The organism is Duganella zoogloeoides (assembly GCF_034479515.1).
Taxonomy (GTDB): Bacteria; Pseudomonadota; Gammaproteobacteria; order Burkholderiales; family Burkholderiaceae_D; genus Rugamonas; species Rugamonas zoogloeoides.
Genome location: NZ_CP140152.1, coordinates 3214616 through 3230721, shown reverse-complemented (window position 1 = coordinate 3230721; position 16106 = coordinate 3214616). Strand labels below are relative to the sequence as shown.

Genomic DNA, 16106 nt, shown 5'->3' with positions numbered 1-16106 from the left:
TACTTATTTCAATAGAGCAATATCCGCGTCGGAATTTTTCTGTCTGCGGCGTCATAGTGCGGGCACTTCTCGGATGAGCAGGATGTATCCTGGCACCATCGGCCGCGTTCGGCCAGAAGCCGCCGTTCGTTAGGACCTTCACCGGCCAACTGAACCTTGATGTGATGCCTAAAAAACTGGAAATATTATTGGGACGGAAAATAAATCGAATAAACTAAAATCCGTAAAAAGCCTGGAAGATTTTGGTCGTATACGGTTGTCGAATTCATTTTTATGCGTGACTTTCTATATTCGGAAATATCACAGATTGAAAATATACCTAACATACCAGATGACCCAGAGCTTGCGGTGCTGGCTGGAAAGCAGCTTTGTGAAAATGTACTTGAGCCAATTCAAGAAGCGTTTGGGCGCATTAGTATTCGTTCCGGTTATAGGTCAAGTGCGGTAAACGCCAAAGGCGCAGAAAATAGTAATCAATATAATTGCGCCCGGAACGAAGCAAATTATGCGAGACATATATGGGATAGGAGAGATGTAAAAAGTGGAAACATAGGGGCAACTGCGTGTATTGTAGTTAATTCTTTTATTCCTTACTACGAACGGACAGATAATTGGAGCGCGCTTGCTTGGTGGGTGCATGACAACATTTCCAGCTATTCATCTATGGAATTTTTTCCCAAGCTCGCTGCCTTCAATGTTTCATGGAATGAGCACCCGGAGAAGACGATATCAAGCTATGTTGCGCCAAAGGGAATTTTAACATGACCAGGGATGCCAAATTTCGCCGGTTCCCACGAGGAGTTCTATGCTGAATTTCTGAACGAAAGAAAAGTAGCGAATATTTGAGGTTTTGAAAGATGGACCGCGCGGGTGTCTGAAATCGGCCAGTAGCGGACGTAAAAATTATCGAAAGTCAAATTAAATGAATAAAATGAAATTCGCTTTAATAGATGTTCTGAAACGTCAATTCTGGATGATTTTTTTGGTGTTCATAATCAACGTTGGAATTATGTATTGGCGCGATGGGCAAATATCCCTGGCAAGCTGTGTCGAAATCATGTTCGGAATTTTTCTTGTCATTGTCTTCTATGTCGTAGCTGAGATCTATTGGTTTAGTAAGAAAAATTAAATATACGCTTCTTGGTACTTACTGATATGTCTTATGTCGACCAAGAGCAGTCAGACAAATGATGTTGATAATAAAGACAATGGAATAAGAAAGGTATCCTTTGGAGGATAAGATAATCGTGGTCACCGAGAATGCAGACTCGGAATTTGAAGTAATTCTCGGCAAAGGTTTGAACGAATTTAATGAGCACGCCGCTGGCCTGAGTGACCGACGCACACTCAATGTAATCGTGAGAGACTCCACGAGCAACGAAGTGCTGGGAGGCGCTATTGGAAGAACCTCCTTGGGACTGGCTTTTCTCGACCTTTTCTATCTGCCGAGTTCGCTGCGCGGTTCTGGACTCGGGACAAAAATCCTTAGGGCATTCGAAGACGAGGCTAGAGATCGTGGATGCAGCGCTGCGGTACTTTACACGATCAGTTTTCAGGCCCCTGGTTTTTATGAAAAAAACGGGTGGGTGAGTTTTGGCGAAATTGCCACCCGGCCGGGTATCAGTCGCGTATTCATGACCAAGAGCCTTTAACGGGCTGACCGCGATTCCAACATAGAAGGAACCGGCGGCTAAGGACGGAATTTCGCATCGACGGCAACCGGCCAAGAGCGGCCGTTAGATTTTCGGATCAGGTCGAGTAATTAACTAGAAAAATTGTTAGGGTAAAAATGGACCATTCAACCGCGCAGAAGCTTATGGATGCCTACAGAGGCATTGGAGAGGCTCTCAATGGAGCCGATAGCGTCATTCGCACAATGCCGGAAGACGAGCGGACTGCGCACTTGCGTGGCCTTGCCGAGATGATGGGACACCTCTGGTTCAAACTTCAACTTCCAGTTGTTCGCGAACACAGAGATCTGGATCCGGATGGCGATCGTTTCCAGAAAAAGTCGGATCAAGAATGATATGTACGGCCGCTTTGGGGCGACTTCGGTCTAATGTGAGAATTGGTGAGTTTTGCAACTGGGCAAGCTGCTATCCTAGCATTGTGACGGCCGCCATCGGCCAGCAGGAGCCCTTTAAATGAAGCAAGAAAGTATGAAGAATTACCTTTTGGCTGTCCTGTTCATGTTAGCGACATTAAATGCATCAGCTTGCAAGGTTCCGGTGTTTTCACTTGAGCAGCAGGTTGAAAAAGCGGAGGAAATATTCATCGCGAATCTTCGTGAGGCGAAAGTCATGCCTGTCGATAACCATCGTAAATGGCCATGGATACAGGGACGGTTTGAAGTAAAAAAGATTATTAAAGGCGGAGTGCAATCTAAGGAAATCACACTCACAACGGGCTTGGGGCGTAGCGACTGCGGGATAGGTATGACGGTCTCGTGGAACTACATCATATTTAAAGGGCGCAAAGATACTGGTATTGGTGACCCAAGTGGCACGCATGTGATTGAAGATTTTCAGATGGATGAATTGACAGAAAAAATTCAGTCAATAATGCGCCAGCAAAAGGTAAGCCACGGGACAAATAACTCGCTTAAATAATTAAAAAAAGTCTCTTTTGACGAACTTCCGCTAAGGGGCGACAACGGCATGTCGGGGCAGATCATGATGTTTTCGCAACGGCAACATGGTAAGTTGGCGCGACCGGCCGAGAACGGCCAGCAGCGGACCGTGACCTATAAAATTAAAATATGGAAATTCATTTCAAAGACAAATTCGACGAAGGGCAATACGACCGCGTCTTTGCTGTTGGCGGTGATAAGTTTGATACTGCCGTTGCTGCAAGCGTTGCCATTTTCGATAGTGACGGTTTACGAACCCGAGTGAACGTGCTATCCAGCGCCGGATACTCATGCTTCCAAGATGTTCGATATGTAGGCAACCTCATATTTATCGGCTTTGGTCAATATGTATTTATTTTAGACGTGAAGGCCGGTGCGGTAGTTAGCCATCAACTCGATGGCTATTTTGGCCATATGTACGATGGTGGCGATTTTGAAAATCTACCCACAAAATTTTCCGTACTCGTTACATCCGCCTCAGAAGCGCTAGCGTTCTCGAGGACGGGTGAATTGCTTTGGGTGCGGAAAAATCTCGGCATTGACGGAGTGCTATTGCATGCCGCAAACTCCAGACAATTCGACGGCGAGGGCGAGTGGGACCCTCCTGGTGGATGGCGGAAATTTTCAGTGTTGGCGGATTCAGGCACCGTCCTATAACGGCCAGGAGCGGACGCTAGCTCACTTTTCCAGACAGGGCATATGTTTTCGATTTTAACGCTGCGCAGCTACTTTGTAATTACACTTGCGCTTTTTCTTGCACTTCCACCGCTTTTGCTTATTGCTGGAAAAGCTGGTACGCCCGAGGACGTGCTCGCCGCTAGGGAAGCGGTTGTTCGTTATCAGCTGACGAGTAGTGAGTTTGCATCTGCAGATGGTGTCGATACCTTCTGTGTCGAATTTATTGACACTTCCGCAGAAACCAAATCAGACCCGCCGCAGGAATTGATCCAACGTCTTAACGATGGGCGTCATAAAGTACGAAAGGGGTCCGACTGTGATTACAACAGAGGGTACGGTGTTGTTGTGAAGGGTTCGAATAGCCCTGGGTTAGTGCTGTCGGTAGAGGGAGTGACTTGGAAAACCGATACAAGTATGGCCATTACAGGCAGATATTTCCGTGGCGCGGAAAATGGATCGGGCCACGTATACCAGCTAGAAAAGCGCGGCGGCAAATGGCTAGTCATCGAAGAAAGGTTGACATGGGTTTCATAAGATCACTGCCTTTTGTTGAGGATGTCAGCTTTGGGACGACAACGGCGTGTCGGGGTAGACATTGATGTTTTCGCAACGGTAACATGCTATGCTGGTCTGACCGGCCGAGAACGGCCAGGAGCGGTCGTTGCCCATCGACTGCCCGGCCGTATCTCCATAATCGTTGTACCACGCACATCAAGCCTTATAGAGACGACATATATGCCAATCAAAGCGCGGCCATTTGGATGCCAAGAGCAATTTGACTGGGGCGCAGACATCCACTCGGTTTCCTACGACGGCCGCTTGTCGATACGCGTCCTTCGAAACCGCAACAGGGATGACGGCGTCGAGGTTACATTTTCCCAGGTTGATGGCTTTAGGCTTTTGGACGAAGTCCCGCTAGCGGAGTATTGGATGTCTGGGGACTTTCCTTCAGGTTATCCCGTCCTTGAGGTCTTCGATGGTGGCTGGGCGAAGGAAGAAGAAGTGCGCTTGGGCTACACCGAGAAGCAACGTGAGTGGATCATCGTGACCGCTGGTGCATGCGTCAGCGTTTTTTCGAAGCATGAACCCGAGATTCGTGACGCAATCTGGCCCGCCAAGGTTTATGCATTGACACACGATGGCCAACGACTGCTTTGGGGCGACAGCGCCCAGTCGTAAAATTCAGGTAGTCCGGCAAGGTGCGCGTCTCCCGTGCCTCGACGAGCGTCAGTAACCTGTCAGTTTGCACCCACAGCGGGTGAAACGCGGTCTTCTTCATGCGCCGCAGTTGACCCGCTGATCATCGGAGGGATGGTGGCCCGGCGGCGGCCGCCAGCCACGGTCGGACCGCCATGGTGCTAACATGACGGCCATGAACCTCCATCCCGATCTCACTGCTCAAATCGACCAGATCCAGACCTTTTTACACCAGCACCGCCGCGTGCTGGTGCTGACCGGCGCCGGCCTGTCCACAGCGTCCGGCATACCCGATTATCGCGACAAGGACGGCGTGCGGCGTGGCCGGGCGCCGATCCAGGGGCCAGACTTCCGCCGCGACGTGGCCGTGCAGCGCCGCTACTGGGCGCGCAGCATGGCCGGCTGGCCGGTGATGTCGAAGGCGGCGCCCAATATCGGCCACTACGCGCTGGCCGAACTGGAAGCGGCGGGGCGCATCGACGCCGTCATCACCCAGAACGTCGATGGCCTGCATTACCGCGCCGGCAGCCAGAAGGTTATCGAACTGCATGGCAATATCCACGGCGTGGTGTGCCTCGATTGCCGCACGGTCCATCCGCGCGATGCAATCCAGGCCTGGCTGGCGCGCGAGAATCCGCACATGGTCCACACCGGACCGGTCGATGGCGTGGTGCCGGAAGCACGGCCCGACGGCGACGCCGAGCTGGAACTGAACGGCCAGGATTTTCACATGCCGGTCTGCGCGCAGTGCGGCGGCGCACTGCAACCCGATGTTATTTTCTTTGGAGACAATATTCCCGCAGAGCGCACGGCGCGCGCGCTGGCGCTGGCCGACCAGGCCGATGCCTTGCTGGTGGTGGGATCGTCGCTGATGGTGTTTTCGGGCTACCGGTTCTGCAAGCTGGCGGCTGCTGCCGGCAAGCCGATCGCGGCCATCAACCTGGGCAAGACGCGGGCCGATGAGCTGATCGGCCTGAAGGTGGAAGCGTCCGCAGTCGAGGTATTGCCGTTGCTGCTGTAATAATATTGGACCGCCGCGCAGGCGGGAATCCGGGTTGACTTTAATTACGCTGAAGCATGGAGCGGACGACCGCTTCCTTGGCCAGCACATAGTCCTGCCCGGCCAGCACGAAATTGGTATTCGGCTGAATCACCTTGACGTTGATGAACACCATGTCGCTGGTCTCGGCATACGAGCCCACCACGATCGCTTGCGCATTGTGGGCCGTGGCCACTTCGCCGATTTCGCGGGTGAGCATCAGTTCGCCCTGGTTGCGCTTCAGATAGACATTGCTGCGCAATTTCATTTCCACCATCGACAGGCCGCCCTGCGCCAGGCGCGTGGACAGCTGTTCCGATACCAGCCGGCCCAGCGTGGTGGTCTGTTCCAGCTCGTCGATATTGACCAGGGTGGCCATGATCAGCGGCTTGTCGCTGGCCAGCTTGCCGGTCAGCTGGCGCATCAGCGAATCGGCCGCCTTATAGTTGGCCTCGATGAACTGGTTGGACGAGACGGTGGTGTAATCGCGCTGTTGCTTGTCCTTGTTGGTGGCGCATGCCGACAGCAGCAGCGGCAGGGTGAGCAGGAGGGCGCTAGCCAGTTTGGTCATCGGCATTTACAGGTCGCCGCGTACTTTGAATACGCGCGTCAGTTTGGTGTTTTCAGGTTCCGGCTCGGTCACGCCGTACAGCGCGTAGTCGGCATCGGCCACGTAATAGGCTGACGTGCTGCGCGCCAGGTAGCGGTACTGGTCCGACACCGAAATGGTGACGATGATCTCGGTGCGCGGCGTGGCGCCGGGCGCAAATTCGGAATCGAGCGGATCGATCGGTTCGTTTTCCACATGCGGCGCGGTCAGCTCCTGCGCCATCCAGACGCCGCCCGCCAGCGGGAAGCGCTGGCCGAAGTTGCGCCGGTACTGTGGACGGTTGGCGGCAAAGGTCAGTGCTTGCACGTCGAGGTCGATCTTGAGGGCGCCGGCCGGCGCGCGCGCCACCGTGAAGCCGTCGTTCACCAGCGCCGTGATCAGCTGGGTAGCCAGCGCGCGCTGGAACGGGTTAGGTTCGGCGGGGATATTGATGAACACCGGGCGCGTAGGCGTTTTTTTCAGTTCCACCGCCAGTTGCCGTTCGACCGCGTTGGCGACGATGCCCCAATGGTAGGTTGCTTGCAGCTTGGCCTGCTTGGTGGACGGGAAGTTGGCCGCCAGCGGCGCGGGCGTGTAGCGGGTCGCGCATCCCGACAGGATCAAACCGGCTGCGACAGCCATTGCGAGTTTCAGCGCCATTTGTTGCCTCATTGTCAAAAAGTAGCTTTTGTCACGTCTCCACGCCGCACGAGCGCAGGCCATGAATGACAAATCATCTGCGCCAAGTGTAACATGGATGTTTCTTGTTGGAAATTACCAGGGCTATAAAAAACCCGGCGCGTGGCCGGGTTCTGTCATGGGCGCGCAACAATGGCGCGTCAACATTGCAACTGTTTAACGATTGTGGGTCTTCATGGCGGCCGCCACTTCGCGTTTGCCATCGCGATCTTTCTCGGTGGCGCGCTTGTCGTGCTGCTTCTTGCCCTTGGCCAGGCCGATTTCGCATTTCACGCGGCCTTCCTTGTAGTGCAGGTTGAGCGGCACCAGCGTGTAGCCGGAGCGCTCCACTTTGCCGATCAGCTTGTCGATCTGGGCGCGGTGCAGCAGCAGCTTGCGGGTGCGCACGGCTTCGGGGCTGATGTGGGTGGAGGCGGTGGGCAGGGCGCTGATGTGGGCGCCGAACAGGAACAGCTCGTCTCCTCGGATGGTGACGTAAGCTTCCTTGATCTGCACGCGGGCGTCGCGGATGGCTTTGACTTCCCAACCTTCGAGCACGATGCCGGCTTCGAAACGGTCCTCGATGAAGTAGTCAAAAAATGCTTTTTTATTATCTGCTATGGTCATGAATTCGGTAAATCAACGATAAACCCGTACCGGGTCGGTTAAATTTCGGTTTCGCGTATAAAATTACGGCTTGAAGCATCTTATTTCCACATCATAGCAAATGGTTAGACAATGGCAGTAGTGCACAAATCAGTTTTCCTCGGTTATAGCGCCCAGCAGATGTTCGAACTGGTGGCACGCATCGAAGACTATCCCAAATTCCTGCCGTGGTGCGGTGGCGTCGATATCCGCGAGCGCACTGAAAACCGCACGGTAGCCAGCGTCGGCATCAACTACCACGGCGTCAAGCAGAGTTTTACCACCGCCAACGACAACGTGCCGTTCGAGTCGATCCGCATGAAGCTCGTCGATGGTCCATTCAAATGCCTCGACGGCGTGTGGACGTTCAAGGCCCTGCGCGAAGACGCCTGCAAGATCGAGCTCGACCTGCGCTACGAATTTTCCAGCACCATCCTCGACAAGCTGGTGGGCCCGGTATTTGGCATGATCGCCAACAGCATGGTCGATTCCTTCTGCAAGCGCGCGGAGACGGTTTATGGCAACGCTCCCATCGGTGGTTGATACGGCTGCCACCTTTACCGTCGAAGTCTGCTATGCCAGCGACACCGTGCAGTTCCTGCGCGCGTTGCAGGTGGCGCCCGGTACCACCATCGAGCAGGCGCTGGCCCTGTCCGGCGTGGCCGTCGAGGTACCCGGCATCGACTTGGCGACCCTGCAGACCGGCATTTACGGCAAGAAAAAGCCGCCCGATACACCTTTACGGCCCCACGACCGGGTGGAACTCTACCGGCCCCTGATCGCCGATCCCAAGAACGCGCGGCGCCGCCGCAAGAATCCCCCCGTCACTAACGCTTCCTGATGCCCGATACACAACCTGCTCCTGCCATCCTGCGCCGCGCCGGCGTGGTCCTCCTTGCGCTGTGCGCGTTCGAACTGGCCTGGATGGCCTGGCGCATCGCCACCGGCGCCGACTACTCGTACAGCATGATCATCCCGGCCCTGGTCGGCGGCATCTACCTGGTGCGCGGCAGCCTGCGCGCCGCCTTCTTCCTGGTCTGGATCGCCAGCGTGCTGTTGCCGCTGGCGCTGGCGATGATTGTGCTCACGCTGCTGCAGCCGTTCGACCTGACCCTCACGCAATGGCAGCTCGACCCCGGCGCGCAACTGGCGGTGCTGCTGCCGCTGCTGCTGTTTTGCGCCGTGCTGCACTGGCTGCGCACCGAACTGCTGCGCCAGCCGGTGCGCACGGCCATCCTGTCGAGCGGCCGGCGCGAGCCGTCGGCCCACCTGGCGCTGGGCGTGGGCGTGGTGCTGGCATTGCTGGCGCTGGGCGGCCACCAGCTGGGCCGCGATGCCGACCTGGTACGCAAGGCCGAATTCCTGGCCAAAGAAAAGCACGGCGAGGAATACCACTACTACGCCACCAAGATCACCCCGCGCGACGATATGGAAGGCACGTTTGTCGAAGCGAAGGTGCAGGCCTGGCGTGCGGACCGGATCGACACCGTGGACGTTTTCTGGAAAGAGAAGTAAGTGATGAGCACCGAGTTTGCGCAGGAGCCGGATTTCTCGAAGTATGATGCGGCGCAGTTGCGCCAGGTGCTGGGGCGCCTCGACCGCGAACGTTTTCCCGAACGCGCCGCTGCGGTCGAGGCCCTGCTGGTGGAGCGTGAGCGCGCTGGCGCAATCAATGCGGATAACGCTGCCGCCGCGAGGGCGCCGAAGGCCGATCCTGCAGGCCATGTGCCAGTCATGCGGCGTGTTGCACTGGTACTGGTGGCCGCCGGGCTGCTCCAACTAGCCTACGGAATCTGGCAGGTACCGGCGCAGGCGGGCGCATTCTCGTTCAATTTCGGCGCCACCATCGTTCTCGGCCTGCTGCTGTTGACCGGCAGTCTGCGGGTGGCGGTGGTGATGCGCTGGCTGGGCTGGCTGACGTTGCCCGGCATGGTTGCTGCGGCGTTGGCTGCGTATGCTATACCGCCCGACTTGCTGGAGGTGGAATTGCGGTTGGCGCCGTGGCAGTTTGCCGGCGGGGTGCTGATCACGGTGTTTCCCATTGCTGTCGCGGCATGGGTGGTGTGCCAGCTGGGGAGTCCGAGGATCGCAGCGGCGCGCGCGTTCGAAGGCCGGCGCGCTTGGGACATGCGCATTCCGCTCGCGGTCGGCGTGGTGGGATCGATCCTGATACAGGTATGGTTGTTCAAGGCCCTCAACGGGCCGGACGCGCAATATGCCGAGCAACTGGCAGCTGCGCAGGTGGCGGGCGACTACAACTATCGTGTGGTCCAGCTTAATTTCATGAGCGGCCCTTCCGGCACCAGGTACCATGCAACGGTCCAGGTCTGGAACCGCGATGGCGTCGGCTACACCACGGTGAACTGGCAGGCACCCAAGGAGTAGGGCCAGCCAGACCGTCGTGGACGAACGGTCTGGCGCTGCTAGCCAGTGTCCCTACTTGCCGTGGATATCCACGGTCTGCGCGTCGAGGCTGACCTTGACCGTGGCGGCCGGCTTGGCGCCTGCCGAGTCGGCCAGCGTTACCACGTACTCGCCCGGGGCGATCTTCCAGGTCTTGCTGGCGCTGTCGTACATGGCCAGCAGGCGCGGATCGACCTTGACGGTGGCCTTGCCGGTTTCACCGGCTTTGACTTCCACCTTGTCCCAGCCGCCCAGGCGCTTCGGCGCTTCCCAGCCGCCCTTTGCCGGCGCGATATACACCTGTCCCACCGCCTTGCCGTCACGCTTGCCGGTGTTTTTCACGCTGAAGGTCACTTCGATGCCCTTGCCGGCCTTGTTCGCCGCCAGGTCGGACAGGGCGAACGTGGTGTACGACAGGCCGTAACCGAACGGGAACAGCGGCTTGTGCCCCTTCAGGTCGAACCACTTGTAGCCGACCGCCGCGCCTTCGATGTTGTAGTTGGTGGTGGTCTTGTTGAGGATGTCCTCGTCCTTGGTCACGGCGTCGCCGTCGATCACGGGACGCGGCAGCTGCGCCACCGAGGCAGGGAAGGTCGCCGGCAGGCGGCCGCTCGGATTGACTTCGCCGGTCAGCACGCGCGCGATCGCGGCGCCGCCATTGGTGCCCGGGTACCAGGCTTCCAGCACGGCCGCCACGTTGTTCAGCCACGGCATCACCACTGGACCACCGGTTTGCAGCACCACCACGGTCTTGCTGTTGGCCTTGGCCACGGCGGCGATCAGGTCGTCCTGCTTGTTGGGAAGGTTCAGGTCCGGCGCGTCGATGCTCTCGGCGGTCCACTGGTTGCCGAACACGATCACCAGGTCGGACGCTGCTGCCAGCTTGGCGGCCGCCTTGAGGTCCTTGCCGTCGGCGTAGCTGATCTTGGCCTTGGTGCGCGACGCCAGTTCCTGCATCGGCGACGAGCGGTGATAGACCATCGGGCCCGGGAAGAATTGCGGACCTTCGTTCGGAACCGGCGACAGGCCGATCGGATACACCTGGGCCGAACCGCCGCCAGACATTACGCCCACGTTGGCATGGCCGCCGATGATGGCGATGGTACGCACGGTGGCCGCCAGCGGCAGGATGTCACGGCTGTTCTTGAGCAGGACCATGCCTTCTTCGGCGCCGGTCTGCGAGATCTTGCCGTTGGCGGCAAAGTCGATGCCGGCGTCCTTGGTGGTGGCAGCTTTCACCGGATGCTCGGTCAGGCCGTGGGCGAACATGGTGCGCGTGATGCGCTTGACCATGTCGTCAAGGCGCGACTGCGGCACGTGGCCGTTGACCACCGCCTCCTTGAGCGCCTCGTTGAAGTACGCCGACTTGTCGAACGGATGGCCCGACTGCTGGTCCAGGCCCGCCATGGCAGCCGGAATGGTGGAATGGGTGGCGCCCCAGTCGGACATCACATAGCCCTTGAAGCCCCAGTCTTTCTTCAGTACTTCATTGAGCAGGTAATCGCTCTCGCAAGCGTACGGGCCGTTCACGCGGTTGTACGCGCACATGACGGAGCCGGGATCGCCCACTTCCATCGCGATCTGCAAGGCCAGCAGGTCGGACATGCGGCCGGCCGCGTCTTCGATCTTGACGTTGATGTGATTGCGGTTGGTTTCCTGGTCGTTGAACGCGAAGTGCTTGAGCGTGGAGACCATGTGGTTCGACTGGATGCCGCGGATCTGCTCGCCGACCATCACGCCGGCCAGCAGCGGGTCTTCGCCGCCGTATTCGAAATTGCGGCCGTTGCGCGGTTCGCGCATCAGGTTCACGCTCCCGGCCAGCATGATGTTAAAGCCGCTCATGCGCGCTTCGCTGCCGATCATGTGGCCGCCGGCAAACGCCAGCTTGCGATCCCAGGTGGCGGTGGTGGACAGGCCCGAGGGCAGGGAAGTGCGTTCGACCGGGTTCTTGGAAGCGGCTTGCGTGGCCACGCCCATGCCGGCATCGGCCTGCCATTGCGATGGCAAACCGAGGCGCTCGATGCCGGGCACGAAGCCGGCCGAGTCCTTGCGGCCGTCTTTCGGGGCCAGGTACTGCTTGGATTCGAAATCGGTGGAGAAGTACCCGAACACGGTCTGGATTTTTTCATCCAGCGTCATCGCCTTGACCAGCTGGTCGGCACGCGCGTCCGGCGACTGCGCGGCGTCGAGCCAGGGGCGGTTGGTTTCGGGGGCGGCATGGGCCGCGCCAGTCATCATGAGGGGGTAGGCCAGGGCCAGCGACAACCAGAGACGCTTCTTCAATTTGTTTATCCTTGTAGTGTAGTTTCAGTCTTAAACGCGCTGTCCTTAACGCGGAATCGTCACTTCCAGCGCGTGTACTCCACCCGCAACGATACCTGTCACTTTCGTATCAGGCAATCGTTTTCCGTCGAGTTTGACAACGATTTCATGAATATCGTCGCGTTGTATAACTACATGGAATGTCGCATCCCGGAATTGGCGCACGACGCGTATGCCATCCCAGTGTTTCGGCAGTTGGGGCGCCACGCGCAAGCCGTCGATTTCGCCCTGCAAGCCGCACAAGCCTTCGATGAAACAGCGGTACACCCAGGACACGGTGCCGGTATTGAACAACTGGCTCGAGCGGCCTGCCGTGCGCGGGTACTGGTGGTAAGCGCCGCGATAGTAGTTGGGGATGAACACCGGCAGCTGGCCGCGCTGGAGGTAGTCTGCCTCGGTGGGGCCGGGGATCATCTGGCGCAGCAGTTCGTAAGCGCGGTCGCCTTCGCCCACCGAGTACAGGCTGTAGATGTAGAAGATCGACGCGTGGTTGTACACCGCGCCATTCTCCGCCGAACCCGGGTGCTTTTGCGTGACGCGGCCCACGTCGTCGCGCATGGCGCTGTACGGCGGCGCGAACATGGCCACCCCATAGGGCGTGTGCAACTGCTGCTTCACCTGCTCGAAGATCGATGCGCGCTGGCCCGCATTGGCCGCGCCGCCCAGCATGGCCCAGGCCTGCGGGTTCAGGTAGATGCGGCCTTCGACATCTTTCGAGACGCCGAAGACCACGTTGTCATCGGTGATGCCGCGCGCGTACCAGTCGCCGTCCCACAGGTGCTCATTGGCGGCGCGATTGACCGCTTGCGCGCCGCTGCGGAAGTGCCTGGACCTGTCGGCCAATGCACCGTCGATGTGAGTGCCTTGCTCGCACATCCCGGCCCACAGGTTGAGTGCGTAGGCGGTGGCCACCGTCAGCCAGCCGGACACGCCTTTGCCCTTGTAGCCCACCATGTTCATCGGGTCGCACCAGTCGCCCTGGGCGATGTAACTGAGGCCGCGTGCATCGCGCGCCTGCAGCAGCCAGTCCATGGCGGCGTGCATGCGTTCGGCCACGGTCAGCGTGACGCCGCTGTCCTTGCCGGTCACTGCGGCGGCCAGCACGTCGTAGTCGCCCGTCTCGTCGAGATAGACCTTGAGTGCGATCGGCAGCCACACGCAGTGGTCGGTGTGCGGCACCTGGTTGATGTATTTGAGTTCCGCCCCATCGACCAGCAAGATCCCGTCCGGCATCGCGCCGCTGGCTTCCTGCTGCGCCAGCGCATGCAGCAGCGCCGCCCGCATCACGGCGGGCTTGATGAAGCTCATGCCCATATTGTCTTGCAGGTAGTTGCGGGTTTGCGGGTCGGTGGACAGGCGATTGACGTCGCCGTGGTAGAACACCTGGCGCGGCAGCCAGTGGTTGACGAAGTTGTCGAGTTCCTTGTCAGGTGTGTCGATGCGCAGGCAGCCGGTGCCGCTGGCGATGTAGGCGGCGTAGTCGGCGCGGGCCCGGTCGAAACCTTCGGCGTGCAGGTAGCGCGCACGCACGGCGGCGATTTCGGCGTCATCGAAGGCAGGGCCGAAGACGAAGCGGTAATCGTGCGAGGCGTTCGCGTCCAGCGCCAGGCGGTACTGGACCACGGCGGCCGGGGTTTCGTAACGGGCGTCGCCGTTGGCCAGCAGATCAAGCTCGATGGCGGTGGGGCGATGCAGGCCGCCTTCGCCTTCGAACGCCTGCTGCTGTACTTCCCAGGCGTCGGGCGCTTCTTCGCACAGGAAGTAGGTCTTGTCCTTGAAGTCTTTTTGCTTGAAGTAGTCGGCCACCTTCTGGTACGGCGCCACGCTGCTGGCCACCACGCCGCCGAGGTCGGGTCGGTACTCGCCCGACTGGTTCATCCACGACATGTAGCCGATCGGGAAGTACGGGTACACACTGAGCTTGCGTGCGCGGCCCGACAGGTCGGACACGCGCAGCGACCACAGTTCCACCACGTCCGCCGTTGGAATGGAGAGGGTGAGTTCCACCCGCACGCCCAGGTGTTCGACAGTCCAGGCCAGGTCGTTCTTGCCGACCGAGAAAGCGAAACGGTCGACCGGCGCGCGCACCGGCTCGTACGGCGCGGAAAACAGTTCGCCGGTTTCCTCGTCCTTGATGTAGAAGAAGCGGCCCGGATGGTGCGCGTAGTAATTCTGCTCCGGCTGCATGAAGGTCTTGGCCTCGAGGTTGGGCGCGTGCGCATACTTGGCCGGTTCCGGCTGCATGAACTGGGCCACCGCGTAACCGCGGCAGGTCACCTGGATCATCATCTTCTGGTTCCACAGGAAGCCGCCCGCGCGCGGCATGGCCGTGGGGCTGGTCAGTTCGTAGCGGTTGCCATCATCGGCTGGGCTTAACATCGGGCGTGACATGAAACGGGTCTCCATTTATTGAATTTTGCGCGCTTGCAGGTCGGCCTGGATCTGCACCAGCTTGCGGTTGTCGAGGTTATAGAAAAACATGATGGCCACGGCCAGCACCGCAAACACTGCGGGGATGAACGACATCAGCCACACGATGCCGGCCTGCGAGCCGCTGTTCTGGGCCGAATTGGCCACGTAGCCGAGCACCGTGAACAGCCAGCCGATCACCGCCACCGCGATGGCGGTACCGAGCTTTTGCGAGAAGGTGGCGGCGGCAAACGTCATGGCGGTGGCGCGGCGGCCGGTGCGCCATTCGTTGTAGTCGGCAGTGTCGGCATACATCGAGAACGCCAGCGGCGACTTGGGGCCGAGCGCGAGGCCCATGCCGATCTGCAGCGCGAACATCAATGTGACCTGGTCGCTGGGCACGAAGAAGAATGCCGACGACAGCACGGCGGTAATGCTCATCAGGATAATCATGAGCTTTTTCTTGTCCACGAAGCGCGTCATCAACGGCGTGAGCGAGGCGCCGATGGCGGCCGAGATCATGTACGCCGGCACGAAGCCCTGCATCAGTTCCGGGCGGCCCACCACGTACTTGAAGTAGTAGGCGGCGCTGGTGGTGCGCAGGGTGATGGTGATCATGATGATCAAGGCCAGGAAGAACAGCACCACCCACGGCCGGTTCTGCGACAGGTCGCGGATATCCTGCATCACGTTCGACTTTTGCGACAGGGGCGGGGCGATCCGTTCACGCGTGTTGAAGAAGGTGAGCACGAACAGCAGCGAAGCGAAAATGCTCCAGACCAGCATGGTCAGTTGCCAGCCCAGCTTGTCGTTGCCATGGCCGAACCAGCCCACCATGGCCGGCGTGGCGGCGGTGACCAGGGTGCCGCCGGCAAACGCAAAGATGAAGCGCAGGCCATTGACGGTGGAGCGCTCCTGCGGATCGGCCGACAGCACGCCGGACAGCGCGTTGTACGGAATATTGATGCAGGTGTAGCAGACCATCATCAGCAGGTAGGTGCCGTAGGCCCAGACCAGTTTGCCGTCGTACGACAGGTCGGGCGTGGTGTAGGTGAGGATGGCGGCGCAGCCGAGCGGAATCGGCACCCACAGCAAGTACGGGCGGAACTTGCCGAAGCGGGTGGTGGTGCGGTCGGCGGCAGCGCCGATCATGGGGTCGGTGAAGGCATTGATGATCTTCACCGAAAACATCATCGACGCGGCTGCCGCAGCCGAGATGCCGAACACGTCGGTATAAAAGATCAGCAGGAAGGTGGCGATATTGGTCCAATAAAAATTGAACCCCATGTCGGCCACGCCGTAGCTGAATTTTTCGCGCCAGGTAAGCGGCGCAGTCTGGGTTGGAATCACAATCGCCTTCAAAAAGAAGGCAGCGGAGCGCTCGCCCCACTGCCCGGAACAGGGATCACGCCGGTGGACGCTACCCTGAGAGAGCCCAATAACAAAAATCATGTTAGCGCTAACAGTGATGTTACGCAGTGTAAGGCTTTGCCAAGATTTGTAAACAGAATTTCATG

Annotated in this window: 19 protein-coding genes; 13 read left to right on the top strand and 6 right to left on the bottom strand. The window is 58.7% G+C overall.

Annotated elements, in window-relative coordinates:
* Positions 1-273 precede the first annotated feature (273 nt).
* The 8 genes from SR858_RS14185 to SR858_RS14150 all read left to right on the top strand — a co-directional run bounded on the left by SR858_RS14185 (position 274) and on the right by SR858_RS14150 (position 5525).
* A complete protein-coding gene (locus tag SR858_RS14185) occupies positions 274-765 on the top strand; it encodes a D-Ala-D-Ala carboxypeptidase family metallohydrolase (RefSeq protein WP_154819689.1) in 492 nt (163 codons plus the stop codon).
* Between the two features lie 464 nt (positions 766-1229).
* Positions 1230-1652: a GNAT family N-acetyltransferase gene (locus SR858_RS14180; RefSeq protein WP_019919654.1), complete on the top strand. Its 423-nt coding sequence runs from the start codon at positions 1230-1232 to the stop codon at positions 1650-1652.
* 137 nt (positions 1653-1789) lie between these two features.
* Positions 1790-2026 carry a hypothetical protein gene (locus SR858_RS14175; RefSeq protein ID WP_019919653.1) on the top strand — a complete coding sequence of 79 codons (237 nt, stop codon included), beginning with the start codon at positions 1790-1792 and terminating at the stop codon, positions 2024-2026.
* A gap of 118 nt (positions 2027-2144) precedes the next feature.
* Positions 2145-2609, top strand: coding sequence for a hypothetical protein (locus SR858_RS14170; RefSeq protein ID WP_019919652.1), 465 nt, complete (start codon positions 2145-2147; stop codon positions 2607-2609).
* A gap of 149 nt (positions 2610-2758) precedes the next feature.
* Positions 2759-3286, top strand: a complete 528-nt coding sequence (locus SR858_RS14165) for a hypothetical protein (RefSeq protein ID WP_154819688.1) — start codon at positions 2759-2761, stop codon at positions 3284-3286.
* Between the two features lie 42 nt (positions 3287-3328).
* Positions 3329-3841: a hypothetical protein gene (locus SR858_RS14160; RefSeq protein ID WP_154819687.1), complete on the top strand. Its 513-nt coding sequence runs from the start codon at positions 3329-3331 to the stop codon at positions 3839-3841.
* Between the two features lie 201 nt (positions 3842-4042).
* The gene (locus SR858_RS14155) at positions 4043-4486 is read left to right on the top strand and encodes a hypothetical protein (RefSeq protein WP_019919650.1); all 444 of its coding nucleotides are present in this window, start codon (positions 4043-4045) and stop codon (positions 4484-4486) included.
* A 184-nt stretch (positions 4487-4670) separates the two neighbouring features.
* Positions 4671-5525: an NAD-dependent protein deacetylase gene (locus SR858_RS14150; RefSeq protein WP_019919649.1), complete on the top strand. Its 855-nt coding sequence runs from the start codon at positions 4671-4673 to the stop codon at positions 5523-5525.
* Positions 5526-5565: 40 nt separating this feature from the next.
* On the opposite strand, the gene SR858_RS14145 is transcribed toward SR858_RS14150, so the two are convergent.
* Positions 5566-6120, bottom strand: a complete 555-nt coding sequence (locus SR858_RS14145; protein WP_019919648.1) for a FlgO family outer membrane protein — start codon at positions 6118-6120, stop codon at positions 5566-5568.
* Positions 6121-6774, bottom strand: a complete 654-nt coding sequence (locus SR858_RS14140; protein WP_154819739.1) for a hypothetical protein — start codon at positions 6772-6774, stop codon at positions 6121-6123.
* Positions 6775-6853: 79 nt separating this feature from the next.
* Here SR858_RS14140 and SR858_RS14135 point away from each other — a divergent pair, with 79 nt between their 5' ends.
* Positions 6854-6991, top strand: a complete 138-nt coding sequence (locus tag SR858_RS14135) for a hypothetical protein (protein WP_157094820.1) — start codon at positions 6854-6856, stop codon at positions 6989-6991.
* Here SR858_RS14135 and smpB read toward each other — a convergent pair.
* Positions 6988-7437, bottom strand: a complete 450-nt coding sequence (gene smpB / locus SR858_RS14130) for an SsrA-binding protein SmpB (RefSeq protein WP_019919646.1) — start codon at positions 7435-7437, stop codon at positions 6988-6990. The two genes, SR858_RS14135 and smpB, sit on opposite strands and share 4 nt — an antisense overlap.
* Before the next feature lie 111 nt (positions 7438-7548).
* Here smpB and SR858_RS14125 point away from each other — a divergent pair, with 111 nt between their 5' ends.
* From SR858_RS14125 to SR858_RS14110, 4 genes are read left to right on the top strand one after another with little or no spacing between them, the layout of a single operon-like run.
* On the top strand, positions 7549-7998 hold the full coding sequence (locus SR858_RS14125; RefSeq protein WP_019919645.1) for a type II toxin-antitoxin system RatA family toxin: 450 nt from the start codon (positions 7549-7551) through the stop codon (positions 7996-7998).
* Positions 7973-8296, top strand: a complete 324-nt coding sequence (locus SR858_RS14120) for an RnfH family protein (RefSeq protein ID WP_051120244.1) — start codon at positions 7973-7975, stop codon at positions 8294-8296. The genes SR858_RS14125 and SR858_RS14120 overlap by 26 nt, the downstream gene beginning before the upstream one ends.
* Positions 8296-8970, top strand: coding sequence for a hypothetical protein (locus SR858_RS14115; protein ID WP_019919643.1), 675 nt, complete (start codon positions 8296-8298; stop codon positions 8968-8970). Before SR858_RS14120 ends, SR858_RS14115 begins: the two co-directional genes overlap by 1 nt.
* Positions 8971-8973: 3 nt before the next feature.
* Positions 8974-9840, top strand: a complete 867-nt coding sequence (locus tag SR858_RS14110; protein ID WP_019919642.1) for a hypothetical protein — start codon at positions 8974-8976, stop codon at positions 9838-9840.
* A 51-nt stretch (positions 9841-9891) separates the two neighbouring features.
* Here SR858_RS14110 and SR858_RS14105 read toward each other — a convergent pair whose 3' ends face one another.
* The 3 genes from SR858_RS14105 to SR858_RS14095 all read right to left on the bottom strand — a co-directional run bounded on the left by SR858_RS14105 (position 9892) and on the right by SR858_RS14095 (position 15939).
* Positions 9892-12096 carry a glycoside hydrolase family 3 C-terminal domain-containing protein gene (locus SR858_RS14105; protein WP_051120262.1) on the bottom strand — a complete coding sequence of 735 codons (2205 nt, stop codon included), beginning with the start codon at positions 12094-12096 and terminating at the stop codon, positions 9892-9894.
* Between the two features lie 90 nt (positions 12097-12186).
* Positions 12187-14571 (bottom strand): GH36-type glycosyl hydrolase domain-containing protein, encoded by a 2385-nt coding sequence (locus SR858_RS14100; protein WP_322533636.1) that lies wholly within the window; start codon positions 14569-14571, stop codon positions 12187-12189.
* Between the two features lie 15 nt (positions 14572-14586).
* The gene (locus SR858_RS14095; RefSeq protein ID WP_019919639.1) at positions 14587-15939 is read right to left on the bottom strand and encodes an MFS transporter; all 1353 of its coding nucleotides are present in this window, start codon (positions 15937-15939) and stop codon (positions 14587-14589) included.
* Positions 15940-16106 lie beyond the last annotated feature (167 nt).